This is a genomic window from Candidatus Nitrospira salsa (assembly GCF_965152625.1).
Genome location: NZ_CBCUCO010000002.1, coordinates 1716683 through 1743650, shown reverse-complemented (window position 1 = coordinate 1743650; position 26968 = coordinate 1716683). Strand labels below are relative to the sequence as shown.

Annotated in this window: 26 protein-coding genes; 16 read left to right on the top strand and 10 right to left on the bottom strand. The window is 48.1% G+C overall.

The window, feature by feature from the left end; all coding sequences use genetic code 11:
• Positions 1-193 precede the first annotated feature (193 nt).
• Genes ACWQXP_RS09820 through ACWQXP_RS09810 form a run of 3 tightly spaced genes read left to right on the top strand, consistent with a single transcriptional unit; the run spans position 194 to position 6013 of the window.
• Positions 194-1423 carry an efflux RND transporter periplasmic adaptor subunit gene (locus ACWQXP_RS09820; protein ID WP_454062640.1) on the top strand — a complete coding sequence of 410 codons (1230 nt, stop codon included), beginning with the start codon at positions 194-196 and terminating at the stop codon, positions 1421-1423.
• Positions 1420-4593 carry an efflux RND transporter permease subunit gene (locus ACWQXP_RS09815; protein ID WP_454062639.1) on the top strand — a complete coding sequence of 1058 codons (3174 nt, stop codon included), beginning with the start codon at positions 1420-1422 and terminating at the stop codon, positions 4591-4593. The genes ACWQXP_RS09820 and ACWQXP_RS09815 overlap by 4 nt, the downstream gene beginning before the upstream one ends.
• 1 nt (position 4594) lies before the next feature.
• Entirely contained in the window at positions 4595-6013 is a 1419-nt protein-coding gene (locus ACWQXP_RS09810) for an efflux transporter outer membrane subunit (protein WP_454062638.1), read from the top strand.
• Between the two features lie 157 nt (positions 6014-6170).
• Here the strand turns inward: ACWQXP_RS09810 and lexA are convergent, their stop codons facing one another.
• Positions 6171-6713 carry a transcriptional repressor LexA gene (gene lexA / locus ACWQXP_RS09805; RefSeq protein WP_454062637.1) on the bottom strand — a complete coding sequence of 181 codons (543 nt, stop codon included), beginning with the start codon at positions 6711-6713 and terminating at the stop codon, positions 6171-6173.
• A 179-nt stretch (positions 6714-6892) separates the two neighbouring features.
• Between lexA and ACWQXP_RS09800 the strand changes: the two genes are divergently transcribed.
• The 3 genes from ACWQXP_RS09800 to ACWQXP_RS09790 all read left to right on the top strand — a co-directional run bounded on the left by ACWQXP_RS09800 (position 6893) and on the right by ACWQXP_RS09790 (position 8966).
• Positions 6893-7288 (top strand): hypothetical protein, encoded by a 396-nt coding sequence (locus tag ACWQXP_RS09800; protein ID WP_454062636.1) that lies wholly within the window; start codon positions 6893-6895, stop codon positions 7286-7288.
• A 389-nt stretch (positions 7289-7677) separates the two neighbouring features.
• Positions 7678-8454: an ElyC/SanA/YdcF family protein gene (locus tag ACWQXP_RS09795; protein WP_454062635.1), complete on the top strand. Its 777-nt coding sequence runs from the start codon at positions 7678-7680 to the stop codon at positions 8452-8454.
• A gap of 188 nt (positions 8455-8642) precedes the next feature.
• A complete protein-coding gene (locus ACWQXP_RS09790; protein WP_454062634.1) occupies positions 8643-8966 on the top strand; it encodes a hypothetical protein in 324 nt (107 codons plus the stop codon).
• 16 nt (positions 8967-8982) lie between these two features.
• On the opposite strand, the gene ACWQXP_RS09785 is transcribed toward ACWQXP_RS09790, so the two are convergent.
• Together ACWQXP_RS09785 and ACWQXP_RS09780 are read right to left on the bottom strand one after the other, a co-directional pair.
• Positions 8983-9924, bottom strand: coding sequence for a P-loop NTPase (locus ACWQXP_RS09785; RefSeq protein WP_454062633.1), 942 nt, complete (start codon positions 9922-9924; stop codon positions 8983-8985).
• Positions 9925-9984: 60 nt separating this feature from the next.
• On the bottom strand, positions 9985-10521 hold the full coding sequence (locus ACWQXP_RS09780; RefSeq protein WP_454062632.1) for a hypothetical protein: 537 nt from the start codon (positions 10519-10521) through the stop codon (positions 9985-9987).
• Positions 10522-10847: 326 nt separating this feature from the next.
• Between ACWQXP_RS09780 and ACWQXP_RS09775 the strand changes: the two genes are divergently transcribed.
• The 8 genes from ACWQXP_RS09775 to epsC all read left to right on the top strand — a co-directional run bounded on the left by ACWQXP_RS09775 (position 10848) and on the right by epsC (position 19095).
• Positions 10848-11402: a KdsC family phosphatase gene (locus tag ACWQXP_RS09775; protein WP_454062631.1), complete on the top strand. Its 555-nt coding sequence runs from the start codon at positions 10848-10850 to the stop codon at positions 11400-11402.
• Positions 11403-11513: 111 nt separating this feature from the next.
• On the top strand, positions 11514-12962 hold the full coding sequence (locus ACWQXP_RS09770; protein ID WP_454062630.1) for a mannose-1-phosphate guanylyltransferase/mannose-6-phosphate isomerase: 1449 nt from the start codon (positions 11514-11516) through the stop codon (positions 12960-12962).
• Complete coding sequence (locus ACWQXP_RS09765) at positions 12959-14386, top strand: phosphomannomutase/phosphoglucomutase (RefSeq protein ID WP_454062629.1); 1428 nt, start codon at positions 12959-12961, stop codon at positions 14384-14386. The genes ACWQXP_RS09770 and ACWQXP_RS09765 overlap by 4 nt, the downstream gene beginning before the upstream one ends.
• Positions 14387-14656: 270 nt before the next feature.
• Complete coding sequence (gene fbp / locus ACWQXP_RS09760; protein ID WP_454062628.1) at positions 14657-15655, top strand: class 1 fructose-bisphosphatase; 999 nt, start codon at positions 14657-14659, stop codon at positions 15653-15655.
• Positions 15656-15687: 32 nt separating this feature from the next.
• Positions 15688-16731 carry a TRAM domain-containing protein gene (locus tag ACWQXP_RS09755; RefSeq protein WP_454062627.1) on the top strand — a complete coding sequence of 348 codons (1044 nt, stop codon included), beginning with the start codon at positions 15688-15690 and terminating at the stop codon, positions 16729-16731.
• Positions 16732-17053: 322 nt separating this feature from the next.
• Positions 17054-17788: a 2-C-methyl-D-erythritol 4-phosphate cytidylyltransferase gene (gene ispD / locus ACWQXP_RS09750; RefSeq protein ID WP_454062626.1), complete on the top strand. Its 735-nt coding sequence runs from the start codon at positions 17054-17056 to the stop codon at positions 17786-17788.
• A gap of 4 nt (positions 17789-17792) precedes the next feature.
• Entirely contained in the window at positions 17793-18284 is a 492-nt protein-coding gene (ispF, locus tag ACWQXP_RS09745) for a 2-C-methyl-D-erythritol 2,4-cyclodiphosphate synthase (RefSeq protein WP_454063019.1), read from the top strand.
• A gap of 175 nt (positions 18285-18459) precedes the next feature.
• On the top strand, positions 18460-19095 hold the full coding sequence (epsC, locus tag ACWQXP_RS09740) for a serine O-acetyltransferase EpsC (RefSeq protein WP_454062625.1): 636 nt from the start codon (positions 18460-18462) through the stop codon (positions 19093-19095).
• A gap of 46 nt (positions 19096-19141) precedes the next feature.
• Here the strand turns inward: epsC and ACWQXP_RS09735 are convergent, their stop codons facing one another.
• The 4 genes from ACWQXP_RS09735 to ACWQXP_RS09720 all read right to left on the bottom strand — a co-directional run bounded on the left by ACWQXP_RS09735 (position 19142) and on the right by ACWQXP_RS09720 (position 22392).
• Positions 19142-20029 carry a fructose bisphosphate aldolase gene (locus ACWQXP_RS09735; RefSeq protein ID WP_454062624.1) on the bottom strand — a complete coding sequence of 296 codons (888 nt, stop codon included), beginning with the start codon at positions 20027-20029 and terminating at the stop codon, positions 19142-19144.
• 342 nt (positions 20030-20371) lie between these two features.
• Positions 20372-21646 carry a Glu/Leu/Phe/Val family dehydrogenase gene (locus ACWQXP_RS09730; RefSeq protein ID WP_454062623.1) on the bottom strand — a complete coding sequence of 425 codons (1275 nt, stop codon included), beginning with the start codon at positions 21644-21646 and terminating at the stop codon, positions 20372-20374.
• A 193-nt stretch (positions 21647-21839) separates the two neighbouring features.
• Positions 21840-22088 carry a type II toxin-antitoxin system RelE/ParE family toxin gene (locus ACWQXP_RS09725; RefSeq protein WP_454063018.1) on the bottom strand — a complete coding sequence of 83 codons (249 nt, stop codon included), beginning with the start codon at positions 22086-22088 and terminating at the stop codon, positions 21840-21842.
• The gene (locus ACWQXP_RS09720; RefSeq protein ID WP_454062622.1) at positions 22057-22392 is read right to left on the bottom strand and encodes a type II toxin-antitoxin system ParD family antitoxin; all 336 of its coding nucleotides are present in this window, start codon (positions 22390-22392) and stop codon (positions 22057-22059) included. The genes ACWQXP_RS09725 and ACWQXP_RS09720 overlap by 32 nt, the downstream gene beginning before the upstream one ends.
• A gap of 260 nt (positions 22393-22652) precedes the next feature.
• On the opposite strand from ACWQXP_RS09720, the gene ACWQXP_RS09715 reads away from it, so the two are divergent.
• Positions 22653-23312: a hypothetical protein gene (locus ACWQXP_RS09715; RefSeq protein WP_454062621.1), complete on the top strand. Its 660-nt coding sequence runs from the start codon at positions 22653-22655 to the stop codon at positions 23310-23312.
• 253 nt (positions 23313-23565) lie between these two features.
• Here the strand turns inward: ACWQXP_RS09715 and ACWQXP_RS09710 are convergent, their stop codons facing one another.
• The 3 genes from ACWQXP_RS09710 to ACWQXP_RS09700 all read right to left on the bottom strand — a co-directional run bounded on the left by ACWQXP_RS09710 (position 23566) and on the right by ACWQXP_RS09700 (position 26318).
• A complete protein-coding gene (locus tag ACWQXP_RS09710; protein WP_454062620.1) occupies positions 23566-23868 on the bottom strand; it encodes a hypothetical protein in 303 nt (100 codons plus the stop codon).
• A gap of 84 nt (positions 23869-23952) precedes the next feature.
• A complete protein-coding gene (gene truA / locus ACWQXP_RS09705; RefSeq protein ID WP_454062619.1) occupies positions 23953-24690 on the bottom strand; it encodes a tRNA pseudouridine(38-40) synthase TruA in 738 nt (245 codons plus the stop codon).
• A 320-nt stretch (positions 24691-25010) separates the two neighbouring features.
• Positions 25011-26318, bottom strand: coding sequence for an N-acetylmuramoyl-L-alanine amidase (locus tag ACWQXP_RS09700; protein ID WP_454062618.1), 1308 nt, complete (start codon positions 26316-26318; stop codon positions 25011-25013).
• A 114-nt stretch (positions 26319-26432) separates the two neighbouring features.
• On the opposite strand from ACWQXP_RS09700, the gene ACWQXP_RS09695 reads away from it, so the two are divergent.
• Positions 26433-26966: an NYN domain-containing protein gene (locus ACWQXP_RS09695; RefSeq protein ID WP_454062617.1), complete on the top strand. Its 534-nt coding sequence runs from the start codon at positions 26433-26435 to the stop codon at positions 26964-26966.
• Positions 26967-26968 lie beyond the last annotated feature (2 nt).

Here is a 26968-nt window from a genome sequence, read left to right as displayed (position 1 = left end):
AATGAGCTCAACTCACTGTTCTACCCGGAGGGCACCCAATCGTCATAAGACATGGGAATTGCTAATAGGTCTAAAAGTTGCTAACAATAGGAAATTGTTTTCATTCAGAATATATGAAGATTTTTTCATGCCTCGATAGAAGTATGCTTTGGTACATGAGCGCAAGAGATTTTACTGATACAGGCAATTCCCCATGAAACAACAACAAAAACATAAACTCGTCTTCGCCATTGTTGTCATCGTGCTTTTGAGCTTAGGAGCTTGCAAGCAGGAAGCTGCACCACCGCCTGCACCTCCTCCCCCTGAAGTCAAAGTGATAACTGTTGTTCCTGAAACGATTCCTGACGAAGTGGAATTTATTGGCCAAACAGATTCGTTTCGGCCTGTTGAAATTCGGTCTCAAGTCACAGGGATTATTAAGAAAGTTTTTTTCACAGAAGGCCGTGATGTCAAGAAAGGCGATAGGCTGTATCTCATTGATCCTATCCCTTTTAAGGCTGCGGCTGGAAGTGCTCGAGGTCAAGTGGGCCAAGCTGTGGCGCGTTTGGCGCAGGCCCGAGCGGAATTGGCTCGTGTAAAACCGCTTCTTGACGAGCAGGCGGTGAGTCAAAAAGATGTGGATGATGCGGTGGCCGAAGAGTTGGCAGCCGAATCGACTCTTGTGTCGGCGAAGGCTGATTTTGAAAAAGCTCGATTTGATCTGAAAAACACACTCATTGTGGCTCCCGTGTCAGGCCGAATCGAGCGAAGCCAGCTCTATGAAGGCCGTCTAGTCTCAGCACAAACAGATTTACTTACCAGCATCCGTCAGATGGATCCCATGTATGTCAATGTGAATGTTCCTGAAAGTTATATTTTGAGACGCCAACGAGAGATGTCGGAAGACCTGGTACGGCGTCCAGATCTGTTTGAACTTAAGGGAATAATGACTATGGCAGATGGGACCACCTATCCGCACGAAGGCACGTTGGATTTTGCGGGAACAGGATTTCGTTCCGAAACGGGTTCGCTCCAGTCTCGCTTTGTCTTTCCCAATACTCGGCAGCGTTCAATTCCTGGTGATCGTGATGATCGACCGATTTATGCACTGTTTCCAGGCCAGTTTGTCCAAATTCGTGTCAAGGGCTATATGCGAACGAATGCTTTGCTAGTTCCACAGCGTGCGGTTCAACAGGGGCCTCAAGGAACGTTCGTGTATGTGGTCGATGAAGAGAATAAAGCGGAACTCCGTCCAATTATGGCCAGTGCCTGGCACGGGAAAGATTGGCTGATCGAAAAGGGATTGAATGCAGGAGAGCAAGTTGTCGTTGAAGGGTTTCATCGTGTTCGGCCTGGAGCTCAGGTGAACCCGATTCCATTTCAGAGTCCCGCGGACTCTTCTGTCTCACCGCCTATTAACGCAGGTCGTTCGGAGAAATCGTGAGTCCGCACTTTTTTATTGATCGTCCAATCTTTGCCTCTGTGCTGTCTATCATTATTGTGGTGATTGGACTGGTGTCATTACAGGCATTGCCTATTGCGCAGTTTCCGCAGATCACGCCACCAATGGTCCAAATCGAAGCTGACTATCCTGGTGCCAGTGCCGAAGTCGTGGCCGAGTCTGTCGCACGTCCTATCGAAGTCCAACTTCCAGGTATTGACAATCTTTTGTACTACGACTCCACGAGTACCAATGATGGTCATATGACGATGCGTCTGACATTTGAAATTGGGACGGATGTCGACATTGCGCAGGTGCAGACGCAGAATCGGCAACGGCTTGCAGAACCGCAGCTGCCTGAAGAAGTCGTGCGTCAAGGTATAACCGTGAAGAAACAGTCTCCAGACCTGCTGGCAGTGGTCGCGTTGAGTTCTAACGACCCCAATCACGACACAATCTTTCTTTCGAACTATGCGTTGCTGCGTATTCTCGACAATGTCAAGCGATTGCCCGGTGTCGGTGATGCCTCAATTTTTGGCGGGCAAAATTATTCCATGCGTCTGATTCTTGACCCGGCCAAAATGGCGCAGCTCGACTTGACCCCGAGTGATATTGCTGCTGTGGTTCGAGAGCAAAACCGAGATTTTCCTGCAGGTCGGATAGGCCGCGAACCTGCACCCAAGGGCACTGAGTTAACGATCCCGATTATCACGCATGGTCGAATGAGCGATGTGAAAGAATTTGAAAACATGATCGTTCGCGCTTATCCAGATGGGTCAATGGTGAGATTGCGAGATGTGGCCACCGTTGAGTTAGGCGCACAATCCTATGATCTCCAAGGACGGTGGAATGGGAGGCCCAATACTTTTCTCATCACCTTTCTTTCTCCTGGGGCCAATGCCCTTGATACCATCGAACGGGTTCGAAGCGAGATGGATCGACTAGCGGAGAGTTTTCCTTCTGGGGTGTCTTACGATATTCCCTATAACACGACCAAGTTTATTGAGGTATCTATCGAGGAAGTTGTCAAGACGCTCTTCGAAGCGATGGTGTTGGTCATTTTGGTGGTGTTTTTGTTTCTTCAAAGTTGGCGTGCGACTCTTATCCCGGCTGTTGCCGTCCCAGTCTCCCTGATTGGAACATTTGCGGGCATGGCGGCCTTAGGTTTTTCCATCAATACCTTAACCCTGTTTGGCATGGTCTTGGCGATTGGCATTGTAGTCGATGATGCGATTATTGTTGTGGAGAATGTTGAACGTCTCATGACGAAGGGAGGGCTTTCCAGAAAAGATGCGGTCAAGCGAGCCATGACGGAAGTGACAGGACCAGTGATTGCCAGTGTGCTTGTACTGGCTGCCGTGTTTGTTCCGGTAGGTTTCCTGGGGGGGATCACCGGGGAACTCTATAAACAGTTTGCGATTACCATCGCGCTCTCCGTGGCGATTTCTGGCCTTGTGGCTCTGACGCTCAGTCCTGCGCTCTGTGCTCTCGTATTGAAACCGCGCCATGGCGAACCGCGTGGCTTTTGGAAGCTGTTTAATCAATCCTTTGATTGGATGCAGGTTCGCTATGTGCGCGCTGTTGGTGTGTTGGTGCAACGTACCCTGATGTCTCTGGCGATTTTTGCCATACTATTGTTCACGTTATGGGGGCTTTTCTCAAGTATTCCAGGTGGTTTTCTTCCACCAGAAGATCAAGGCTATTTTATTACGATTGTTCAATTGCCTGATGGGGCATCACAAGAGCGAACGATACGAGTTTTAGAAAAAGTCGAAGGGTATTTCAAGTCGGTTCCGGCTGTACACTCGACGGATACCCTTGCTGGTCAAAATTTCATTTTTCAGACTCGAGGGGCCAATCAGGCAACGATGTTTGTCCCATTACATCATTGGGATGAGCGAGAGGAGGAGCATGAGCAGGCGCCTTCTCTGATTGCCGCCGCATTTCAAGAATTTGCCAAAATCCCCGAAGCGTTGATCTTGGCATTCAATCCCCCTTCAATCAGAGGAGTCGGGGCGACAGGTGGGTTTTCACTTCAATTACAAGATCCAAGCGGTGGCGATTTCGCTAAGTTTGCAGCGGTGGCGCAAGAATTTGTGACGAAGGCTGCTGAGCATCCAGCGATTGCAGCGGCGAATACCAGTTTTCGTATTAGCGCCCCACGGTTGAACGCCAAGATAGACCGGGCCCGGGCTAAAGCCTTGGGTGTGCCAATCTCTGAGGTGTTCGATACGATGCAGGCATATTTTGGTAATCTCTATATTAATGATTTTGTCAAGTTTGGTCGTGTGTATCGTGTCCAGACAGAAGCGTTACAGGAGTACCGATCGAGTCCTGAAGATATCAGCAAGATGTATGTGCGTGCGCAGAATGGAGCAGGAAGCAGTATGATCCCATTAAATACGGTTGTTACGACCGAATTTACGACTGGGCCCGATCCCGTCACACATTTTAACGGTTTCAATACGGCGTTGGTCTTGGGTGGAGCCGCGCCAGGCTATAGTTCTGAGCAGGCGCTTGATGCTTTAGAAGAGGTCGCAACCGAGATTTTAACCCCTCAGGGCTATGCGATTGATTGGAGTGGGATGTCCTTTCAGGAACGGCAAGCAGGAGGGAAATCTATTTTGGTATTTGCCTTTGCCATGCTGATGGTCTTTTTAGTGTTAGCTGCGCTCTACGAAAGTTGGTCGATCCCATTTGCTGTTCTCTTGGCGGTTCCCTTCGGCATTTTAGGCGCATTGGCTGCCGTGTGGATGCGTGACATGACCAATGATATCTACTTTCAAATCGGACTCGTCACGTTAATTGGATTGGCGGCTAAGAATGCCATTTTGATCGTCGAGTTTGCCAATCAACAGTATGAAGAAGGCCAATCGTTGGTGGATGCCGCACTCGAGGCGGCTCGCCTTCGCTTTCGACCTATTATTATGACGTCGATGGCCTTCATTCTGGGAGTGGTTCCTCTTGTCATCGCTTCTGGGGCTGGCGCTGCGAGTCGCAATTCAATCGGGACCGGAGTATTTGGAGGCATGTTGGCTGCCACATTTCTTGCTATTTTTTTCGTCCCGCTCTTTTTTGTGGTGATCATGAAGTTTCGAAAGGACAATCGTGAAGTTCGTCAAGGTCAGCCCTCGACGATAGAGCCACCACTTCGGGAACCAGAAGAGATATAAAATGCTGTTTCTTGCTGTCATCGTTTTTACATTTTTAGGCGCCTGTGCTGTGGGGCCGGACTATTCCCAGCCTGAGCTTGAGGTGCCTGAGAATTTTCGCCAGTCGGAAACGTCGAGTTCTCTGGAATCACTCGCGAATCTGCCATGGTGGGAACTCTTGAAAGATTCCACACTACAGAAACTTGTTCAGACGGCCCTCGAGGGAAATAGAGACCTTCAACAGGCTGTTGCGAGCATCGAAGAATTTGAAGCTCGTCTTTACGTGGCCAGGACTGACTTTGCCCCTCAGGTGACGGGTAGTGCACGATTCCCGGCTCTTGGCAGAACCAAAGGCGGATTTCGTTTTCCGGCAGCGCCTGGCACGTTTAATTATTCGCTTCTTGGCGATCTGGCTTGGGAGCTCGATGTCTGGGGACGGATTCGCCGATCGACAGAAGCTGCCCTGGCGGATCTTCTGGCTCGTGAAGAAAATCGACGAGCGGTGGTCCTTGGTCTTGTGAGTGGCGTGGCCCAAGCCTACTTCGATGTTTTGCAGTTCGATATGCAGCTTGATATTGCGAGACGAACGCTTGAGTCCTGGGAAGAGTCTGTGAGGATTGCCAGCGCGAGATTAAAGCGAGGAGTCACCTCAAGGCTTGATGCGGATCAGTTCGAGGCAGAACGAGCCAATGCGGCAGCACGAGTTGCTGAGCTTGAACGCTCAATGACACAAAAAGAAAATGAGCTCAGTGTTCTGTTAGGGAGAAATCCTACTAAAATTGAGCGAGGAACAATTCTGACCGACCAAGTCTTTCCGCCGGAAGTCCCGGCCGGCCTGCCTTCCGAGCTACTTCAACGTCGTCCAGACGTTCTCCAGGCTGAACAAGAACTGGCTGCGGCGACGGCAAGAATCGGCGTGGCCAAGGCTGATCGTTTTCCGAAGGTGACACTCACCGGCATTCTTGGGGTCGCAAGCCCACGTCTTTCGAATCTCTTTCAGTCGGACGCGGATTTTGGTGCGGCTGGGTTCGATCTCGTCGGTCCACTGCTTAATGCTGAAGCACTCGGGTTCCAACAAGATGTGGCTGAAGCTCAGGCTAGGCAAGCCCTTGCACAATACGAGCAAACTATTCTTGTTGCATTCAAAGAGGTGGAAGATGCGTTGATTGCTGTTCAGACCGCTCGTGTTCAGCGGCAGGCTCAGATTGAACAAGTCGAGGCCTTACGATCGGCCTTACGTCTGGCTAGTCTTCGTTATCAGGGTGGCGTGACCAGTTATATTGATGTGCTCATTGCCAAACGAAGTCTCTTTGATGCGGAATTATCCCTTGCAGAAACGCACCGCCTTCACCTCGTCTCCATTGTGCAGCTGTACAAAGCCCTTGGTGGCGGGTGGTCTCCGTATCCAGAGCCCGTGTCCCCTGTCTCAGTGAAAGGGTAAGGTCAGTTGAATATAGTTGAGGCGAATGTTGGGCCTGGGAAGTGTGTGTGACGGAGTTTGTTGAAAGAAAAGCGAACGCAATTTGTTCATCCACATGTGTCGAGACGTTGTTGATGCAAAAATGTTGCTCATAGCATGATACCCTTTTGTTGAATGATTATTCACAGTACCGAATCACACCGATGAGTATACCTTCAAGCCGAAACTCGTCCTGAGGTTTTACCCAAATAGACGCCATTGTTGAATTCGCCGGTTGAAGCTCTATCTGATTGTCTCTTCGATAATATCTTTTGATTGTGGCTTCGTTGTTGAGAAGTGCGACAACGGTTTGACCGTTTTGTGCCGTTTCTTGCTTCCGGATAATCACTAAATCATTTGGCAAGATCCCATCGTCTTTCATCGATTCCCCTTTCACGCGAAGCGCAAAAGTCTTTTCACTGGTCAACATGGCATGAGGAACTTCAACGAACTCTGTTTGCGGAATCGGTTCGATGGGAATTCCGGCTGCGACGATGCCAGCCATGGGAACCTGAAGCGGAGCACCGAGTTGGGCGAGTGCAACTTCAATCATGCCAGGAATGCGTCGATCTCCACATTCATAGCGGGCAATCGTCGTACGGGTTGTTTGTAAGTGATCGGCCAGTTCTTGTTGCGTCAAGCCTAGGTTCTTCCGTATTTTTTTGAGTGTTTCGGACTTCATGCAACCAATGGTTGCATTTTGGGAGAATCCTTGTCAAGTGGCACCTCCAGCCATTGTCCTTAAATAGCTGTTGCTGCAATTCCCCTCAAAAGAGGGATGGTTTTTTCGCTTGTGAACACCTTTAAATGGGATAAAGCTTGTCCCAGTGGAAGCTCATGAACCATGAATATGGTGTGTATATGAAGTTTTCCGGTTATCGCATTAAATATATGCTGACGGCACTCCTGTTTATGATGTTGTGGGCCATGCCAACTTTACTCAGTGCGGAAATTTGGAGTTATGCCTGTGCTGAGTCGATGACCTTACTCAGCCAAGCACGAAAAGATGTGGTGCAGAAACATAATCGCGTGTACCAATCAAAGTTAACGTTGAAGCTGTTTCCTGATGGATTAGAAACCTGTCGAAAAGGGAACCGTGGGTTTGCCGGTGGAACCATTCATTGTGTGAACCATCGGTCGCATGGAGGGGTGGCCATCAAGGAAGTCATTCAAGCCCAAAGGAGGTTGGCCCAGGCCACTCAACATTTTGCACAACGTCTCAATGATATGACTCTCGCCTGCTCTCTCCCTGAATAAATTCTTCTTCTGGCAATTCCTCTCGTTATTTGCCGCAGTTTCCATTAATAGACATAGAGGTCTTGTCTCTGTACGTTCAATAAAGAGAGCCACCTTTCAAGTACGGATGCTTTTGCCTGAGTCTTGCTCTAGAAGACCCTCATCGAGCAATTATTCGCATTCGCTATAGTCAGAAGTTCCTAATTTGTCTATTCTAGTGCAGTGGGATGTTGTGATTGCATCAGGATCTGGGATAGACGAAAATGCATGAGGCAGGCCATCGAAGAATTCACTATGCAAAAATAATGATCTATTGAGATCTCATTGTTTGTCCGGCATTTCTCAATGGTTTTTAGCAAGTTGTTGTTGTGGGTTTGTGTGGGAGTAACTGTGAGGGCGTGATGTTTTTGATGAAGAAAATTGTTGGGCAAATGCTCTTACCGCTTCCGCTGTGTCTAGAGCTTACTGGTATTGGGCTCTTGTTGTTGTGGGTAACGAAGAAGAAGTGGTTGGGAAAGATATTGGTGAGTGTCGGGTTTGTGTTATTGACGGCATTGAGTACCGAAGCGATATCTGGTCGAATTCTCCAAACCCTTGAATCTCAATATGTTCCTCTGACGTCATCGCAAATTCAAACGTTGTCGGTTCCTTCGAAATCATCGAAGTCTCCTCAGATTGTTGTCCTTGCCGGTGGTTTGACAGGAGATCCGACGTTGCCCCTCCATCTCCAAATTTTGCATGCGTCTCGAGAACGTTTATTAGAAGGGATTCGTCTCTATCGTCTTTTACCAGGCAGCCAACTCATTCTGACTGGGGGGATTGGCTTTCAACCCGTTCCGGAAGCCACGGTGTTGAGCCGCGTGGCACAAACGTACGGGGTGAAGAAGTCTGACATTGTGTTGGAAGTTCAGTCTCGTGACACGAAAGATCATCCCCGTTTTGTTTCTGCTTTAGTGAAAGATGAACCGTTTATCCTGGTGACGTCCGCCTATCATATGCCGCGAGCCATGAAATTGTTTGCAAAATATAATTTGTTTCCCGTGCCGTCTCCCATTGGACATTGGAAGCCGGAGCGGACATTTTCCATTTGGTCCTGGATTCCAGGGTCTTCTGGTTTGCGACTTGCTGATATGGCCATGCATGAATATCTTGGAATGACATGGGCGTGGCTTCAAGGTCAAATTTAATGGGTCTGTTAAGTGCAATTGGTCTTGACGATGTTGACGTCAAGACTCAAATTGCATGTGAGAGCATTTTCCCCTCTTTTGATTCCGCCAAATATCCGATATAGCAGTTGAAGGCATGTTCGGGTTTGTTAGCCAACAATTCTGACGGAATTGACAACGTTAAAGAGGATCGTAATGGGGGATGGTGTATGGAGATACAGTGGCGAATAATTTTCGGTGTAGTAGTGGGGGCATTCGCGTTAAACGGATGTATTGCAGACACGTGGCAGAGTTATGCCGCTCCCCAATATGGACGCGATCGGGCTGAACGAATTTGTCATCCCTATGGTCAGTGTACGCAGGGGGTGTGGGTGACGGATGAGCCTGGCCAAGAAAATGCGAATGTGGTTCATGCGAGGTGTACTGAAGAAAAGCTTCGACGAGAAAACGGATGGTCAAAGGATACCGTATCGTTAGGGCTGGAAATCAACCGATGCATGAAGGCAAACGGGTACAGACTGGTTCCAGAGTGACGCGCAAGTTGGCTCGTCAATTTTTGATGGGTTGTTGGAGAATCTTAGTAGACGGTGACCTGTGTGGGCTCTGCGTGAGAAGACGTTGTTGTAAGGCATAAAAGGTTTGAGTGAGGGCTGTCGATGCGGGTGAGGTTGGGGCCCAGTCGATTACGGGTAAATAATTTCTGATAGAGTGTGTTACGACATCATCTTGCGGAATTTCTCCGAGCACGACCAACTCTGTACCCAAGAATTCTAAGAGGACTTGTTGCAGCGACGAGGTTGAAAACTTACTGTTAGTATTCGCACGATTTAGAATAAAGTAAGGGTAAAAGGTATTAAGAATAGCGAGGGCTTCAGTTTTCTGTACCTCGTTTGTGGGCGCAAACGCTTCGAGCACGTCTTGGATATTCGAGAATTCCTGATTCACCAGCGATTGTCGTATTTCACCATGAAGCCGGATGGAAAGATGAGTCATGACTTTCCGAATAGCTGCCAACTTGATGAATCGATAGACTTCGATTACGGAGGTCGGATCTGGAGTGGCGACGGTGACATAGAAGTCTGCCGCCAGAAAAAAGTCTAACGTATGATAGTTGGTGCCTGGGGCACAGTCCAGGATAACGATATCGGCATCAAGGTTTTTCAGGTGACGGAGTAACCGTAGTTTTTTACTATGGAGAAGGTTTCCGCCTCCCAGGGTATTACCCGTACCGGGAATATATCCAAGGCCTTCCGCCCAAGGAATGGTATGGACGACGGCATCGAGCGAATCTGTTTGGCGTTCGAGGAAATCCGAGAGCGTAGGGGAAGGAGAAAGATTTCCGAAAAGAATGTGGAGATTTGCCCCTCCGATATCAAGGTCGACTAACACAACTTTTTGACCTTGCCGTGAAAACTGCAGTGCGAGATTGCTCGCGATGACGCTTTTCCCTACTCCGCCTTTTCCCGATGCTATGGAAATAATGGTGCCCATGGGTCTGATCGGACGCCGACACGTCTTCCAGCATCTTCCTGGTGACGGTTCCCGGTTGTGCTATCCCTCTTTCCCAGACTGATTGGTGGCTGTGACGCAAATTGTGGCTTCAACTTCTTTTCGAGGACCGACATCAATGGAGAACGTTTCCGTTATGGTTCCGCCTCCTTTGGGATTCGTTGCCGGCACGTCTTTGGTTTTAATAAATCCTTTTCCCTGATTATGGTAAATGGTGGTTTTGGCAAGGTTGTGCAATGGTGTTCCATCAACTTGTGTGTCTGGTTCGACGTATGAAATGGTAATGGAAGGTTTCTGGTTCGTAATTGTGGTCTTGACCGTTGTGACGCATGGCGGTGGCGGTGGTACTTTGGGCTTAGCCACCTGTTGAGGTGAGGGTCGGTCTTTAGGGAACTTTTTTTGTGGGGCAGGGGATGGGGGAGGCGTTGACGATGATTGAGCGGGAAGACACGAGGGACGAAGCCAGCACAGAAGAGAGTCTAAGCTGCTTTGAGATTCATGACGAGATTCTTGCGATGAACAGCCAACAAGGAAAACCATCGTTCCAATCAGTAAGAACCAACTAAAATATTTCCCCATAATGTCTTTCTTTTGATACGAAAATTTTGTGGAAAATATGCCAAAGGAATTTTTCGAAGCTTGCAGAGTCAGTCATCTGAATAACGACGTATCCTTTGATCATATCACTGATTCTGAATTCATGGAAGATGAAAGCCTCTCTTGAATAATTTTTGGATACGGTGGTCGTTATCCAAGGGAAATGTCTTGCCTCTTGGCAAGAGTCTGTTACGCTGGTAAAGTTTTCGGCCACGTGAGGTCGCAAGCGGCATGTAAGAGTGTTTGCTTGACTCAGAGGCAATGTGTATCTATGGCCAAAACGTGTTAATTCATTTGGGAGGGAATTGATGCCAGGATTGTCGACTCGTCGTCCATCTAAGAAAGTCCTCACTGCCGCTGCGCGAAAAAAGGTCTTGCAGCGTATTCGTTTGGTGGCTTTAGATGTTGATGGCGTCCTGACTGACGGTGGGATGTATTATGGAGAATCCGGAGAGGAGTTGAAGAAATTTCAAACGCGAGACGGCATGGGAATCAAGCTGTTGCAGGCTGAAAACATTATTACGGCCATTGTCACAATGGAACAGACGAAAATTGTCCAAAGGCGAGCCAAAAAGCTTGCCATTCCAGAAGTACACCAAGGTATCCGAGATAAATTGTCAGTCCTTCACGCTCTGGTGTTGAAGTATGATCTGTCTCTGAGTGAAGTCGCTTATATGGGCGACGATGTGAACGACCTGGAAGCTTTACGGCATGTTGGGTTTGCGGCTACTCCTGCAGACGGTATGGATCCTGTTCGAAGGGTTGTGCATTATATTTGTCGTCATGGAGGTGGAGACGGGGCTGTCCGCGAAGTGGCCGATCTTATTTTATCTACCCGGGGAGCACAACCGTTATTTCGGTAACTCAAATATGGAGCAAGCTCTTCATTCATCCGGGAAGTAGACCGAGTTAAATCATGAAAGTCGTGTGTGGAACATGACTCAGGACTAAAGAAAGATAAATGGTATGAATTCATGACAAACACTCATTTGTATGGTGTGATCTTAGCTGGTGGCAGCGGTACGCGTTTTTGGCCATTGAGCCGTGAACGATTTCCGAAACAACTGTTGCGAATTATTGGAGAGGAAACTCTTATCCAGCAGACGGTTCGACGACTCCTACGTTCTATGTCAGCTGACCGAATTGTGGTGGTCACGAACCAAAATCAAGCTGACTCAATCACCTTACAACTCGCGACTTGGAAAGATGAATTGTCTGGAAACATTATCTTCGAACCTGAAGGTCGGAATACCGCTCCAGCTATTGGGCTGGCTGCGCTCCAACTACTTCATCGCGATCCTGATGCCGTCATGGTGGTATTGCCGGCTGATCATGTGATTGCCAAGCCAGCAATATTTCAGCAAGCTGTGAACCTTGGTGCGCAAATGGCGATGCAGGGAAATTTAGTGACATTCGGGATTCACCCGTCGCGGCCAGAAACCGGGTATGGGTATATCCAGCCCAATCAGCGGTCTCGTGTCGGGAGTCGAGGAAAAATGACCGGGTATCGTGTGGCACGCTTTGTCGAAAAACCGGACTTATCTAAGGCGCAACGCTATGTTCAATCAGGAAACTTCTTTTGGAATAGCGGCATCTTTATGTGGAAGGCATCGGTGGTGTTGCAGGAACTTGAACGGCAAAAGCCGGCACTGGTGAAGGGACTCAAGCGGATTGCGGCCATGATTCAAGATGGTGCAGCAAGGGCAGGCATTGCGAAACAGTATCATCGTTTAGAGTCTGTCTCGATTGATCATGGAGTCATGGAACATTCCTCGCAAGCAGCGGTGATACCCGTTGATTTTGGCTGGTCTGATGTTGGAAGTTGGGGGAGTCTCGAAGAAGTCGCGCCTCGTAATCGATCAGGAAATGTCTTGAACGGCAACATTATGGATATTGGGAGTACCAATTCTGTTTTGTTTGCAGATCGTCGGATGGTGGCAACCATAGGCTTGTCTGATATGGTGGTGGTTGATACACCCGATGCGACATTGATCTGTCCAAAGTCCAGAGCGCAAGACGTTAAACAGGTGGTTCAGGAGTTAAAGAAACGAAATGCTCCAGAGCATTTGGAGCATGTGACGGTGATGCGGCCTTGGGGTGCCTATACCGTGTTAGAGGAAGCGCCGGGGTATAAAGTCAAACGAATTACCGTCATGCCGGGACGTCGGCTTTCTCTACAGTTGCACCATAAGCGAACTGAACATTGGGTGGTCATCAATGGGAGAGCGCGGGTGACGTGTGGCGATGAGGTGTATGACCTCAATGCCGGTCAAAGCACCGGAATTCCTCTCGAAACGCCTCATCGTTTAGAGAATCCAGGCCAGGATGTATTAGAAATTATTGAAGTGCAAAACGGTCCATACCTCGGTGAGGATGATATCGTGCGTTTTCAAGATGATTTTGGTAGAGGAGCGACGACATGAGTGTGTTAAATGCGAAATCTGTGAATCAGCGAATCTTTCGAGAATATGATATCCGAGGCATTGTTGGACAGGATCTGACGGTTGATACTGCCGAACTGGTGGGGAGAGGGTATGCCACCTTGGGGCAGGAACAAGGTATCAAGACCGTTGCGGTTGGCTGGGATGGAAGGCTGACATCACCGGAATTACGAGATCGTTTGATCAAGGGCTTAACGGCTGGAGGCGTCAATGTCGTCGATATTGGAGTCTGTGCAACGCCGCTTTTATATTTTTCATTATTCCAGCGTGACGTGGATGGAGGCATTATGATCACAGGAAGTCATAATGCAGCCGAGTACAATGGGTTTAAGATGTGTATGGGAAAAAATGCGTTGTATGGAGACGGTATTCAACGCTTACGTCAGATCATCGACTCTGGAAAATACTCTAGCGGAAACGGGACCGTGATTGATTCTCCTATCATTTCAGATTATTTGGCCTATCTCAAGGACAGCTTTGCCTCGCTTGATGGGAGCGGGATTCATGTGGTCATTGATTGTGGAAATGGGGCGGCTTCCCTTGTCGCCAAAGAAGCGTTAGAGCAGTTGGGGTGTACTGTGACAGGATTGTACTGTGATTTAGATGGGCGTTTCCCGAATCATCACCCAGACCCCACTGTGGTCGACAATCTTCAAGACTTGATTCAAGCCGTCAGGCAGCATGGTGCGCACGTCGGCATTGGGTACGACGGAGATGCGGACCGTATTGGTGCCATTGACGAACAGGGAAATATCCTCTGGGGGGATCGACTCTTATTGCTCTTTGCCAGAGATGTGTTGGCGTCTCATCCTGGCAGTACGTTTATTTCGGAAGTCAAAGCGTCTCAGTTGTTATACGATGATATCGAAAAACGCGGAGGGCGAGGGATTATGTGGAAAACCGGCCATTCCGTGATCAAGGCAAAGATGAAGGAAGAGCAGGCGGCCCTCGCAGGAGAAATGTCTGGTCATATGTTTTTTGCCGATCGATATTTCGGATACGATGATGCCATTTATGCGTCCTGTCGGTTAATCGAAATTCTCGCGAAAACTCGACAATCTCTTTCGAGCCTGTTGGCTGATGTGCCCCAGACCTCTGTCACACCAGAAATTCGTGTCGAGTGTTCCGATGAACAGAAGTTTCAATTGGTTGATGCGGTCATTGAGCGTATCCAGCATCTTGCGAAGGCACCCCACCCTGATGATCCATCGCTAACCATTCAAAAAATCTTGACGATTGATGGAATTCGGGTAACATTTGATGAAGGATGGGGGCTTATACGTGCATCGAATACTCAGCCGGCTTTGGTGCTTCGGTTTGAAGCTTCCACTCCTCAACACCTTCAACGTATGCGAACGTTTCTCGAAGCAGTACTCAAGGACTGTCAACACTCCCTTAAGTCTTAAGCCTACAAATTATACGAACGAGTCGGTTTTCCAGAACAGCTATCAATAAATCGAATCATCTGAAATTTGGTGAAAACAGTTCCTCACGGATCGTCTTATTGTTAACCTTGCGACTATCTCACCCGAAGCCCCAGGCCAACACGACGGTGGTTTTCGAGAATTCTGAGAAGAAAGATCGTGGTTGATCTCCCCTCATCCGTTGCCCCAATCCATGAAAAGGTCTATAATACGTAAAATTCCATCGCTCCTCTCATATATAATGAGTCACGGATGATTCACGAACCCATATCGCTTACGTCTCACATTCTGAAAGAAGATGCCTTTCCTCCCGAAGCCACGGGCGAATTTTCTCATATCATGATGAATTTAGGGATTGCGGGCAAGATGATTGCCCGCGATTTACGACATGCTGGAATCATTGATGTGTTGGGTTCAACTGGTGAGACTAACATTCAGGGTGAGGAAGTTCAGAAATTAGATGAACGGGCCAATGAGATTTTCATAAAAGTATTTAAAGCCAATGAGATCGTGAAGACGATGGTCTCTGAAGAGATGGAAAAACCACATGTCTTTTCTGATGCTCAGCGCTCAGGCAAGTATGCGCTGTACCTAGACCCCTTGGATGGTTCTTCCAATATTGATGTGGATGCACCGTTAGGGTCTATTTTCTCTCTCCATCGCTTATCTGAGGAGAGCTCAGGACATAAAGAGCAAGATCTTCTGAAGGCTGGCTCTGAGCAAGTTGGTGGTGGGTATTTTTTATACGGAACCAATACCGTATTCGTCTACACCTGCGGGAAAGGGGTTCATGAATTTACACTTGAACCAGAACTTGGTGAATTTTTCTTGACGGCCAGGAATATTCAAATGCCTTCACGTGGGAAGATTTATAGCGTCAATGAAGGCAATTGTCAGAAATGGTCCCGTGGGATGCAGCAATATATCAACGATATTAAGCAAACGGATTCAGCGACTCATCGTCCCTATGGATTGCGGTATACAGGTTGCCTTGTTGCTGATGTTCATCGAATTCTCCTCAAAGGTGGCGTGTATCTCTACCCTGGGGAGATGAATAAACCAGAGGGAAAGCTTCGACTCATGTATGAAGCGGCTCCTTTAAGCTTTGTGATTGAACAGGCTGGTGGAATAGGAAGTACTGGAGTTGAGCCCATCAACTCCATTCAACCAAAAATGCTTCATCAGCGCGTGCCTCTGGTGATTGGGAGTCGGGAAAATGTCGAACAGGTCCAAGAATGTATGCGGACGTGAACAACAATCTTAGGAAAAAAGAGGGGTAGCTTATGATTCTCCGTACCATCTTTTTGGTGGTGGGAATACTCTCAGGGATGGGAGTGGGATTCAGTGTCGGTGCAGGAGAGCCTTTGTATCTTCTGGTCGGTGCTGGTCTGGGGGTTGCCGTCTGTGCAGGAATGATTGGTTTGGAACAGCGTCTGGGGAATGTTCCGCTTCCGATGTCAGTGTGGGGAGCCGTGGGATTGGGAGGAGGTCTTCTGGTCGCTGGATTCTTCGTTCGCATGGCAGGTCTGATGCTCGATTCATCATCTTTGATTGGCCACTTTGGTGGACTGATGATGATGTTAACATTGCCCTATCTTGGCCTGATCGTTGGTATGCGTTATGGAACGGAAACATTGATTGCTGTATCGTCCGCTGAGCAAGCTGCCACTGAAGCTGAAGCTTCGAAAGAGCCGGACTTCACGCTCAAGCTATTAGATACCAGTGTGATCATTGATGGACGTATTGCCGATTTGTGCGAAACGGGTTTTATTGAAGGGACGATGGTCGTTCCGCAGTTTATTTTATTAGAACTGCAACATATTTCTGACTCGTCCGATAGCTTAAAGCGCGCACGTGGACGCCGTGGTCTGGACATCCTGAATGGCATGCAGAAAATGGCCAATGTCAAAATTGACATTGTTGAAGATGATTTCCCTCACGTCAAAGAAGTCGATACCAAGCTGGTAGAGTTAGCCAAAAAAATTGATGCGAAGATTCTGACCAATGATTTGAATTTGAATAAAGTTGCCGGACTGCAAGGTGTCAAAGTTCTGAATATTAACGAATTATGTAATGCGTTAAAGCCCGTCGTCCTACCTGGTGAAACATTGAGAGTGTTTGTCTTGAAGGAAGGCAAAGAAGCGGGACAAGGCATTGCCTATCTCGATGACGGAACAATGGTAGTGGTTGACCATGCCAAGCGTGCCATCGGAAAGAATGTCGATGTTTTGGTCACGAGTGTGTTGCAGACCAGTGCCGGCCGTATGATCTTTACTCGCCTCAAAGAAGAAACTGAACGGGAGGAGTTAAGCTTCGCGCGTGTGTAGGAACCGGTCCAAGATTAGACCGGTCTACTGCGAGCGCACTGGATTGACCATATCTTCCGATCCTTTTCGTTTACGGGGACACCTGTCATTGCTATATTCGAGAGGGGTTGCTCATACAGAGCTAAGGAATCCCGCAGTTGCACGCGATGAATGTAGCCGTGTCGTGTCCTAGCACAACTATTCGCCTCAAACAATCGAAACCTCTGACTCACCAGGACACCTGTAATTAGAGATAGGCAGTAAGGCGAGTCCATTTTCAGAATCCATGTGTCCTATTATGCACTGAAAAGATTTGGTTGTACCGTGTACTGGGCACTCTCCCGTGACGATCGCTAATCTCGAACAGGCTCCTCATCACGTGGTTGCGGTGGTTCCCGCTGCCGGTCGAGGCGTCCGAATGGGAGGAGCCACGCCGAAGCAATTTCTCTCTCTTGGCGGTATTCCTCTCTTAGTGTATTCCCTACAAACGCTTGATGCGGTTGAAAGCATTTCCGAAATTATTGTGGTGATTCCTGAGGCCGACAGGCAGTATTGTCAAGAAGCGGTTGTCGATCGATTTGATATTCAAAAAGTCACGCACATTGTTCCAGGTGGACGTCGTCGCCAAGATTCAGTTCGAAACGGGGTGTTGGCCTTTCAGAATCAGCCTGATTTTGTTGTGGTTCACGATGGTGTGCGGCCTTTTGTCTCACGTGAAATTGTTGAACAGGCGGTGAAATCAGCGTGTATGCATGGCGCGTCGCTTGTGGCCATTCCCATGAAAGATACCGTCAAACGAGTCAATGAGCGCGGCGTTGTCACGGAAACGCTTCCTCGTGAACAATTGTGGTTGGCCCAAACCCCTCAAGTGTTTCGTTATTCGTGGTTAGTGGAAGCCCATAAGATGGCGGAGGAGAAGAATCTTGATGCGACGGATGATGCCGGGCTTATAGAGCAGCTTGGTTATCCAGTTACAATTGTCCATGGCAGTTCACTGAATATGAAAATGACACGACCTGAGGATTTAGCGCTAGGCGAATCGATTCTTTTAAGTCGAACAACCCAAGAAAGTCAGTAAATCAATAATGAGAATTGGTCAAGGATATGATATTCATCCCCTCAAAGAGGGACGCCGTTTGATATTGGGCGGCATCGAGATCTCGCATACACATGGCCTTGATGGGCATTCTGATGCTGATGCGCTAGTGCATGCTGTCTGTGATGCCTTGCTGGGGGCTATGGGCGAAGGGGATTTGGGAAAACGGTATCCAAGTTCCAACCCTCAGTTTAAAGATCTTTCTAGTCTGACGATGTTGCAGGATATTGCAGAGATGCTTGCACAAAAAGGGTACTATCTTGTCAATCTTGATACGGTGATTATGGCACAATCTCCAAAATTAGGTCCCTACCTTGAGCCAATGGCTGCACGTATGGCTGAAGTCCTCCATGTTGATTCGGGGCATGTGAATGTGAAAGTCAAAAGTGGTGAAGGGATTGGGATGATTGGACGCCAAGAGGGTATTGCCACGCAAGCGGTCTGTCTCATTGACGAGGTGCGGACCTCCTCCTCATAATAGCGGGTAGGGCGGCATGATTGTGGTTTCAACTGATAATAGTGTCTGATATCATGCCCATTCGTACGGACAATGTAAGCAATATGTTGATACAGCGATAACCCGACTATTGAGATCTAAAGCCTTCAATAAAATCTGAAGCCATCACGATCGAGATAGCTTGCAGTGGCTTCCCATGTTTAAGTTTATTGCGCAAGACTTACAAGCAGTGTTTGAACGTGATCCAGCGGCCACAAGCCGCTGGGAAGTGTTTCTGACGTATTCAGGCTTTCATGCGTTATTGGCACATCGTGTGGCGTATTCACTCAGGTGCCGACACATCCCATTTTTCCCACGGTTCATCTCCCAAGTCGCGCGTTGGTTGACTGGCATTGAAATCCATCCAGGAGCCGAGATTGGGAAAGGGTTTTTTATCGATCATGGGATGGGCGTCGTTGTTGGTGAGACGACAGAAGTCGGCGATTACGTGACACTCTTTCAGGGGGTGACGTTAGGCGGGACAGGAAAAGAACGTGGAAAACGCCATCCGACTCTGGGCAATCATGTGGTGGTGGGGGCAGGAGCCAAAGTGCTTGGCGGAATCACGATCGGGGACAATGTGAAAATCGGGGCTAATGCCGTGGTGCTGCGTTCTGTGCCTGCCAATTCAACCGTTGTTGGGAATCCCGGTCGTGTCGTGAAGTATGAAGGGGAGCGTATTCCTGAGGCGACGATGGATCATATAAATATTCCAGATCCTATTGCCGAGCGATTTGAGGCGATGGAACGGGAACTCATTGAACTCCGGAAGCGAATCGATAATCCTGAATAAGACGAGTGGCTAGGTTCTGAGTCGGATATCGCTTGGGCAGACGTTCTTAGGTCTTCGAGGCTTGGAAGATTCTCTCGATTGAATTATTCAAAGTCGCGCTGAACTCTTCTTCGGTCTGTTGCACCGTCAGCCCCTCGGCTAATGCGCGGGAGAAGCTAGCAATCATGCCCTTGTTGCGTGTGAGACGTTCTGATGCCTCATTCAGCGAGTACCCACCCGATAGTGCCACGACTCGCAAGACATTCGGATGCTCGATGCACTCGGCGTAGAAACCGTCTTCTTCGGGTAACGTAAGTTTTAGCATGACCTGCTGATTGGAGTTTAGTCTGTTTAAGTGGTTGAGCAGCTCTGCTTTGAGCAATGCTTCGGCTTCAGCCTTCTGCGGGCAGTGGATGTCTATTTCAGGCTCGATTATTGGGATCAGGCCTGCAGCAATAATATGCAACCCGATTTCAAACTGCTGATTGACAATGGCCTGTATGCCTAATGCGTCGGCAGTCTTGATGACAGATCGCATCTTGGTGCCAAACACGTTGTGTTCCTTGGCGCGTGAGAGCAACGAATCCAGGTCTGGAATCGGTTTCATCAACTGAACACCGTTCGCCTCGTCCGCAAGACCCTTGTCGACCTTCAAGAACGGAACGATTCGTTTATCTTCCCACAGGTACTCGGCGACGCCCTTACTGTCAATCTTGCGATTGATGGTATCCTCGAATAAGATCGCGCCAAGAATACGGTCACCGTTAAAATTCGGATTGGTCATGATGCGGGTTCGCATCTCATGGATCTTGGCGAACATCTCGTCATTACCAGAGTATTCGTCCTCACTGACGCCAAACTGTCGGAGTACCTTCGGCGTGCTGCCGCCGCTCTGATCGAGAGCCCCGATAAAACCTTGGTCTTTTTGAACCTTCATGAGCTGTTGTTCGAACATAGCTAGATCCACCTTTGAGGTCTGGAGTCCGGCGACAGCGCCGTACCTGTTTAAATTTTTTGGAGAGCTGGGACGATAACCTTAAGCCTAATTATATATGAAGATGAATCATCAATCTATACTAAACGTTACTCATTCACCACGATCACACTCGTCCAACTCAAATTCACCAGCGAGGGATGTCTCATCTTGACTTGCCTAATCATAGGTCGCGACTTCTTCCAACATGAAAACCTCAAGCCCTGGAGTTTTTCTCCACGGTGATGAAGATTTGTTCAGGGGAGTTGTCGAATCTATAGCATTTCCTAGAAGTTTTCGATTCTATATAATGCGTTTTGTGCTTTAGGGGTACAAGCCTCGTAACTGATGGGCTTGCGCGACTCGATCGATTCCGTTCATGAGCGCAGCCATCCGCATAGTGGTCTTTTTCTCCTGTGCATAGTCCAAGGTTCGTTGAAAGGCGGACACGATGATTTCTTTTAGTCGTTCGTGAATATCCGCCTCCTTCCAGAAAAATCTCTGAACATCTTGTACCCATTCAAAGTACGACACAATGACCCCGCCTGAATTAGCCAGAATATCGGGGATGATGAAGATATCCCGATCAGCCAAGAGTGAATCAGCTTCAAGAGTGGTTGGTCCATTTGCGGCTTCGACTAAGATCCGACAGCGAATGTTCCGAGCGTTGTGCTGTGTGATTTGTTCTGCGACCGCTGCGGGAATGAGCACTGTACAGTCTGTTGTTAATAATTCTTCGTTGGTCAGAGGATCGCCCAGTGTATGCATGGAATTGAGGGATTGTTTCTCTTCCTGGTAGCGTTTCAGAATGTCTGGAATATTTAACCCGTGTGAATTGTAGAGGCCCCCATTCTGGTCACTGATTGCGATGATCTTGGCTCCCGCTTCGCTGATGATTCGAGCAGTATGAGAGCCGACATTGCCCATGCCTTGTATGGCGACTGTGGTCTTAGATAGCTCGATATTGAGATGTTTGAGGGCTTCCAGCGTCACGTTCACCACTCCTCGACCAGTGGCTTCTTCCCGCCCAGCGCTTCCACCAATGGCTAAAGGTTTTCCTGTCACGACACCGGGAACCGCAAATCCCACTTGTTCACTGTAGGTATCCATCAGCCAGGCCATAACCTGAGCATTGGTTCCGATATCAGGCGCCGGAATATCCTTGTTAGGTCCGATGATCGGAAAGATTTCCGCCGCGTAGCGACGGGTTAATCGTTCAAGTTCGCCCTGAGAGAGGATGCTGGGTGATACTTTTATGCCACCTTTAGCGCCGCCATAAGGAAGACCGGCGATGGCGGTTTTCCAGGTCATCCACATTGCCAGGGCGGCGACCTCACCGAGATTGACTTCAGGGTGATAGCGAATTCCCCCTTTACAGGGACCTCGGGCTGAGTCATGTTGTACTCGATAGCCCATAAACACTTTGACCGAACCGTCGTCCATGCGGACAGGGAGGCTGACGGTCAAAGCTCGTTGTGGGGCTTTGAGTCGTTCTCTGAAGTTGGGATCAAGTTCCATGGCTTGGGCTGCTTGATCAAATTGCGCCACAGCAAGGTGAAACGTGGGGTGGTCAAATTCAGTAACGGCTGCTCCTTCCATGTAGACCCTCCAAGGTTAAAGAGTTCTATGTCAATCGTAACATAAGAGGACAACGGCAGGTTGTATTAGCCATTTTACAACGGTGTGGAGTCTTATGTGATCACGACAAGCGCAAGCAGAGAAACGCTAGGCAGGAAATTTTGCCCTGACTCTATTGGTGGGTGCTGTGTATTGATGAGCGCTTGCGATTATTTCATGAAAGCTGGTTTTCAAAATCCATGCTTCTATGCAATATAGTAACGATGAATATTTTGTTTTCGTCTATGCGGTAAGTGATGCTGTGTTTGCCAACTTGATGAGATTTGTACTGTTCAGGAATATCGTAGCGAAAGTGGCCATACAGCACAGGATTTTGAGGAATTTTCTCGAGACCTGATTTAATCAGTTTTGAATATTTCAATGCCTGTTTTTCACCGTATCGTTTGAACGTGTAGCGCTGAATAGCCTTGAAGTCCTTTTGTGCCCGCTCCGAAAGCCGAACGATATATTTTTTCTTTATGTAAAACTTCGTCTGTCAATTGGTTAATTAATCTAGGGCTATATGTTTTGACACGTCCGGCTTGAATATCGGCTTCTCCATCGGCTAGGGCCGCATTGATCGATGCCAGACGCTTGGCATTGGTTTCATGGTTCATGTGTAGGCGAATTACATCCTTGCCCACCTCCGCATAGGTACTATACAGGCCGGTGTGAAGCAGCCCTTTCACATATGTCTCGTATGGATCGCCCAAATCGATATTCGGCATGGCATACTTTTTATTTGAAAATGATCATAATTTGTATGAATATCATGTCATTTATGGGTGTGAATGTAATATTTTTCAAAAGTCGTCAAATGTGAGATATTTGCGTTCTTGTGCTGGTGTTTGGCATACAAAATCAAAAATGAAAAATAAAGCAATGATCTAGCAGAAGAATAGTCCTTGTCAGTTTGATAGGATACTACCTAGAGATCGATACTAAACTGTTCTAGGGTGCCGGAATGACGCTAGAATCGACCTGTTACATGTGTGATTCTTCTGCAACATCGCGTGAGCACGCTCCGCCGTTGTGCTTCTTTCCTGAAACCAACAGTATTGGTCGAAACTTGCGCTGCAATCTCGTAACTGTTCCATCGTGCGATCTCCACAATTCCAGAAAATCAAAAGACGATGAATATTTGCGCTACGTTATCCTACTCGTGACAGCTCCGAATAGTTCGGCAGCAATGCACCAATTTGATGAAAAACTGATTCCCGCCGTAGACAGGAGTGGGCATGTCTTCAGATCATTAGCTGAAGATAGAGGGCCGATTACTGAAGGAATGCAAGTCTTGCAGATCAATCGGAGGCGCTTTGATGCTTGCGTTGATCACTTGGCGAGGGCACTGTTCTTTGACATCTATAAACGAAAATGGAGCTTGCCGATGATTGTTGAATCCCCCAATTTCTTCAGCGGGATTTCGTCCGATAACGTTGTTCCGCATCAGCCCACACTAGATGCTGTAGAGGTATCCAGACAGTTTCTTGGCCCAGAACCAATCAGGGGCGAGAATCAGGAGGTGTTTAAGTATCGCCTTCGATTCGACGAGGAAAATAACTGTTATGCGTTCGAAGCTATATTCTATGATTGCTTTGAGGTATATTCATTTTCCTCAAAGCAGTTGAGGCAGCAGGCAGCGGTATAACAATGTAATTGACCTCGGGCGCGATATGGAAAAGTGCCGAGAACGAAGCGGCAGCAGCGAGCCGTTCTTCGCAATTGTTAGATGTAGAAAAGGGGCATTCAACTTTTTGTTGTGTCTTGCTGAAAATGGCATCTTCCCCTGACGAACTTTTCAGACGACTACCAGAATATTTCTACGCCTGATTTTTATGGTTGATCTCTGTTGAACGATTACCTAGGGAGAGGACTTCTACGACGAGGTCGGGGTTCCGAAGTTAATCAGTGGCAGAGACTTTATCCCATCTTTCCTGAGGCATCCAGACGACATCAGGCACGCGAACACCAGAAGTTGCGGTGAGGACAGCCACTTCGTATACGGCTTCACCACCGAGTTGCCGCTGAAGCTGAAAGGCAATGCTGGCACATATGCGCTGATGGCGCGTTTCTGGCCTCAGACTCATAATCACTTCTCCATGTTCGGTGAGTTCATACCAATCAGGGAGCTGATGATCCTGGGCAAGGTCAGCCCAGACTTGTGATAATTCTTCTGGTGTCAGAGTGGTTTCGATGTTCGGCATACCTTGATTCTGGGAATCTCCTTATTTCCTGTCAAGGAATCTTATGCTGAGAATAAAATGCTATCCTGATTTGCCCCTATCACTTCAGTCATACAACACTTTAATGAGATACAGTCCATGAGGTGGGGCAGTTTTTCCTGCCGCGCAACGGTCAACAGCCTCGAGAATCTGTTTGATATCACTTGGATGACGCTTCCCTAACCCCACTTCCATTATGGTGCCGACTATGGACCGGACCATTTGTTTCAGAAATCGGTTGGCTTGGATTTGAATGCGGATGAGCATGTCTTCTTGCTTCAATGTGAATGACTCGACTATGCAGACTGGGTTTTTTGTATCAGTCGGGGAATTTTGAAATGATGAAAAATCATGAGTGCCTACTAGTAATGCTCCTGCCTCCTGCATAGCCTTCAGATCTAGCGGTTTCGATATATGCCAGAGGCGATATCGTTCGAGAGCTGAGCGATGCGGGGTTTGTGCGATTCGATACTCGTAGATTTTTCCTTTGGCGCTGTAGCGGGCGTGAAAGGTGTCCGTTACTTCTTCGACTTGTTGTACGGCAATATCTGCTGGAAGAAGGCCGTTGAGCCCACGTACCCATTCCTGAGAAGACAGTGGTTTTTCAGATTGAAAGCTCGCTACTTGTCCGTACGCATGCACGCCAGCGTCGGTTCGCCCGGCAGCAATAACCGATGTTCGTGTTTGCGTGATTTGGGTGAGCGCCTTTTCAACCTCCGCTTGTATGGTCGGTTGCTGAGGTTGATACTGCCAGCCGGCGTAATTCGTGCCATCGTATTCGAGTGTCACTTTGTATGTCGTCATGTCTGACCATCACTGTATGAAAACATGATGCGTTGTAATCGAAGACTCTAACCTATCATAGGTCTTTTCAGAAGAACACTAGGCAGCTTATGAAGATAATCTATTAGAGTAAGAAGTAACAAAACTTGGGACGAACAAGACCAGCAGCGTATTTCGTGATGTGTCGTTCGGGTTTTGTGAGAAAACAACGGCTCTGGCTATCTTCAACGAAAGACGAGATACGCTTCACGCTTGCGCGCCGGTGCGCTCCCGGCCGTCGTAGCCACGAAACTACTATGGCGGAGTCGGCACAGCGCGCAGGTACGAGTGACGAGTCGGTGTTACCGTGAAACGGTCTGGAGCGGGGTAATGTACGCTTTAATGCCCTGAAAAATTCCTTCAGCAACGCGTTTTTGGTAGGTCTTGCCTGTGATGAGTTTTTCTTCTGTTGGATTGGAGACAAACGCTATTTCGGCCAGAATACTTGGCATGGTCGTCATGCGGAGAACAAAGAAGGGAGCCGTTTTGACCCCGTGGTCTTTGATCTTGTAATGTTTTCGTAATTTTCCGACTAAGGCCTTGCGTGCAATCCACGCTAAGTCTCTGGATTCGTCAATTTTTTTATCTGCCAAGACATCGGCAAGGATAAATTGCCAGGCCGGGCCATTATCTTTTAACGGTGTTCCATTTTCTCGTGCAGACACTTCGAGGGCTCGAGGATCACTGGCTTTTCCAAAATGATAGATTTCCAAGCCTTTGACCGATTGTTTGGGATGCGAGTTCACGTGAATTGAGACGAAGAGGTCGGCTTTCTTGCTATTAGCAAATTTGGCCCGGTCTTCCAGTTCAATGAAGATATCCTTTTCTCGAGTCATGAGGACCTTCGCATTGAGTCGTTCGGCAATCATGGCTTTCAGTTGTCTTGAAACTTTCAGCACAATGTCTTTTTCTCTCGTTCCTTTTCGGCCCAGCGCTCCCGGGTCTTTTCCTCCATGCCCTGGATCAATCACAATGAGCAGTGGGTTGTGTGGCTTTGCGGTTGGGACGACCTTGACTGGTGTGAGGCGTTTTGGTTTTGGCGCAGGTTTTTTGACCACCTGAGGCGGTGCAGGTTTAGTTTGAGGTGGAGGAGGCGCAGAGGAAGGAAAAAGGTCTAAGACCAGACGATTCGGGTTTTTTAAGGTCAAGACTTGATATTTGTCGAGCGTCGAAAGATCGACCGTGATCGTGACGGGTTTATTCCATTGTCGAGCGAGTTGAACCACTTGTGGAAACCCTTTTCGTTGAGTCTTCTTGTAGGCTTGGGTGCTGAGACGGGTATTGTCTAGTTCAAATACCACTTGTTCTGGTTTCGTCGTGCTTCGCTTTTTGAAATGTATGTGGCCTTTGAGATCAATCACCAGTCTGGTGTGGTCTGGATATTTATGAAAGCGAACGTTTTGGACCATCGATGACGACGATTTTCGAGCTTTTTGAGGACGAGACGACTTCTTTGTTGCAACAGGGTGGACGAAGGGTTGTATTTTTGGATCAGTAAGACTTGCTGGAGGGAAGACGGGTTGGGGCACCCCAAAAGAGCTTGAAAGAGGAATTGGACCAAAGACGATAAAGAGGGTCCAGATGATAAGAATTCGTGACAGTGGTGGCATAGTAGTCTATATCTAACTATTTCTCAGAAGTTTGCGGTCTTGTCAAGCTTCCAGAAAGATGGGATTCCAGAATTCTTGACTGTACAGCAATCGTTCGATAGCCTGTGATTCATCATGGCAACGCATGTCATCATTGATGGGTATAATCTTTTGGGCGCTTCAGAACGTGGCTCTCGGACGACAGGTCAAGATGGAGAGGCCTCTCGTGAGCGTCTCCTGCACGATCTGGCGACGTATCAACACCGGGTCGGACATACCATTACCGTGGTTTTTGATGCATGGAGGCAACATGGAGGCACTCAACATCATGAACATCGTACCGGGGTGACAGTGATTTTTACGAAACAAGGTGAACAAGCCGATCAGGTGATTCAGCGTATGGTACGAGCACAGAGTCAGAACTGTGTTGTGGTTTCTTCTGATCATGAAATTATAGCCACGGCTCAAGCGCATGGTGCCATGGTGCTTCGATCGCAAGTTTTCTTAACAAAACTCCGAGAACAGACAGTGTCTTCACGTCATGCCGAATCGGCCATATTACACGATGATCCTGACATGAATCAGATGCGTCGACCTGACAAAAAAGGGAATCCCCGAAAACTTCCGAAAGCGGTACGGCAGCGTCTGAGAAAGTTGAAGAAATTTTAATC

Excerpts from the sequence above, each read along its gene's own strand:
- truA (WP_454062619.1), bottom strand. The coding sequence starts at position 24,690 with ATGACGACATACAAAGTGACACTCGAATACGATGGCACGAATTACGCC.
- ACWQXP_RS09810 (WP_454062638.1), top strand. The coding sequence starts at position 4,595 with ATGCTGTTTCTTGCTGTCATCGTTTTTACATTTTTAGGCGCCTGTGCT.
- ACWQXP_RS09800 (WP_454062636.1), top strand. The coding sequence starts at position 6,893 with ATGAAGTTTTCCGGTTATCGCATTAAATATATGCTGACGGCACTCCTG.
- ACWQXP_RS09775 (WP_454062631.1), top strand. The coding sequence starts at position 10,848 with ATGCCAGGATTGTCGACTCGTCGTCCATCTAAGAAAGTCCTCACTGCC.
- epsC (WP_454062625.1), top strand. The coding sequence starts at position 18,460 with ATGTTTAAGTTTATTGCGCAAGACTTACAAGCAGTGTTTGAACGTGAT.
- ACWQXP_RS09795 (WP_454062635.1), top strand. The coding sequence starts at position 7,678 with ATGAAGAAAATTGTTGGGCAAATGCTCTTACCGCTTCCGCTGTGTCTA.
- ACWQXP_RS09730 (WP_454062623.1), bottom strand. The coding sequence starts at position 21,646 with ATGGAAGGAGCAGCCGTTACTGAATTTGACCACCCCACGTTTCACCTT.
- ACWQXP_RS09755 (WP_454062627.1), top strand. The coding sequence starts at position 15,688 with ATGATTCTCCGTACCATCTTTTTGGTGGTGGGAATACTCTCAGGGATG.
- ACWQXP_RS09695 (WP_454062617.1), top strand. The coding sequence starts at position 26,433 with ATGGCAACGCATGTCATCATTGATGGGTATAATCTTTTGGGCGCTTCA.
- ACWQXP_RS09820 (WP_454062640.1), top strand. The coding sequence starts at position 194 with ATGAAACAACAACAAAAACATAAACTCGTCTTCGCCATTGTTGTCATC.
- ACWQXP_RS09785 (WP_454062633.1), bottom strand. The coding sequence starts at position 9,924 with ATGGGCACCATTATTTCCATAGCATCGGGAAAAGGCGGAGTAGGGAAA.
- ACWQXP_RS09715 (WP_454062621.1), top strand. The coding sequence starts at position 22,653 with ATGTGTGATTCTTCTGCAACATCGCGTGAGCACGCTCCGCCGTTGTGC.
- ACWQXP_RS09700 (WP_454062618.1), bottom strand. The coding sequence starts at position 26,318 with ATGCCACCACTGTCACGAATTCTTATCATCTGGACCCTCTTTATCGTC.
- ACWQXP_RS09735 (WP_454062624.1), bottom strand. The coding sequence starts at position 20,029 with ATGTTCGAACAACAGCTCATGAAGGTTCAAAAAGACCAAGGTTTTATC.
- ACWQXP_RS09780 (WP_454062632.1), bottom strand. The coding sequence starts at position 10,521 with ATGGGGAAATATTTTAGTTGGTTCTTACTGATTGGAACGATGGTTTTC.
- ACWQXP_RS09765 (WP_454062629.1), top strand. The coding sequence starts at position 12,959 with ATGAGTGTGTTAAATGCGAAATCTGTGAATCAGCGAATCTTTCGAGAA.
- ACWQXP_RS09720 (WP_454062622.1), bottom strand. The coding sequence starts at position 22,392 with ATGCCGAATATCGATTTGGGCGATCCATACGAGACATATGTGAAAGGG.
- ACWQXP_RS09710 (WP_454062620.1), bottom strand. The coding sequence starts at position 23,868 with ATGCCGAACATCGAAACCACTCTGACACCAGAAGAATTATCACAAGTC.
- lexA (WP_454062637.1), bottom strand. The coding sequence starts at position 6,713 with ATGAAGTCCGAAACACTCAAAAAAATACGGAAGAACCTAGGCTTGACG.
- ACWQXP_RS09790 (WP_454062634.1), top strand. The coding sequence starts at position 8,643 with ATGGAGATACAGTGGCGAATAATTTTCGGTGTAGTAGTGGGGGCATTC.
- fbp (WP_454062628.1), top strand. The coding sequence starts at position 14,657 with ATGATTCACGAACCCATATCGCTTACGTCTCACATTCTGAAAGAAGAT.
- ACWQXP_RS09770 (WP_454062630.1), top strand. The coding sequence starts at position 11,514 with ATGACAAACACTCATTTGTATGGTGTGATCTTAGCTGGTGGCAGCGGT.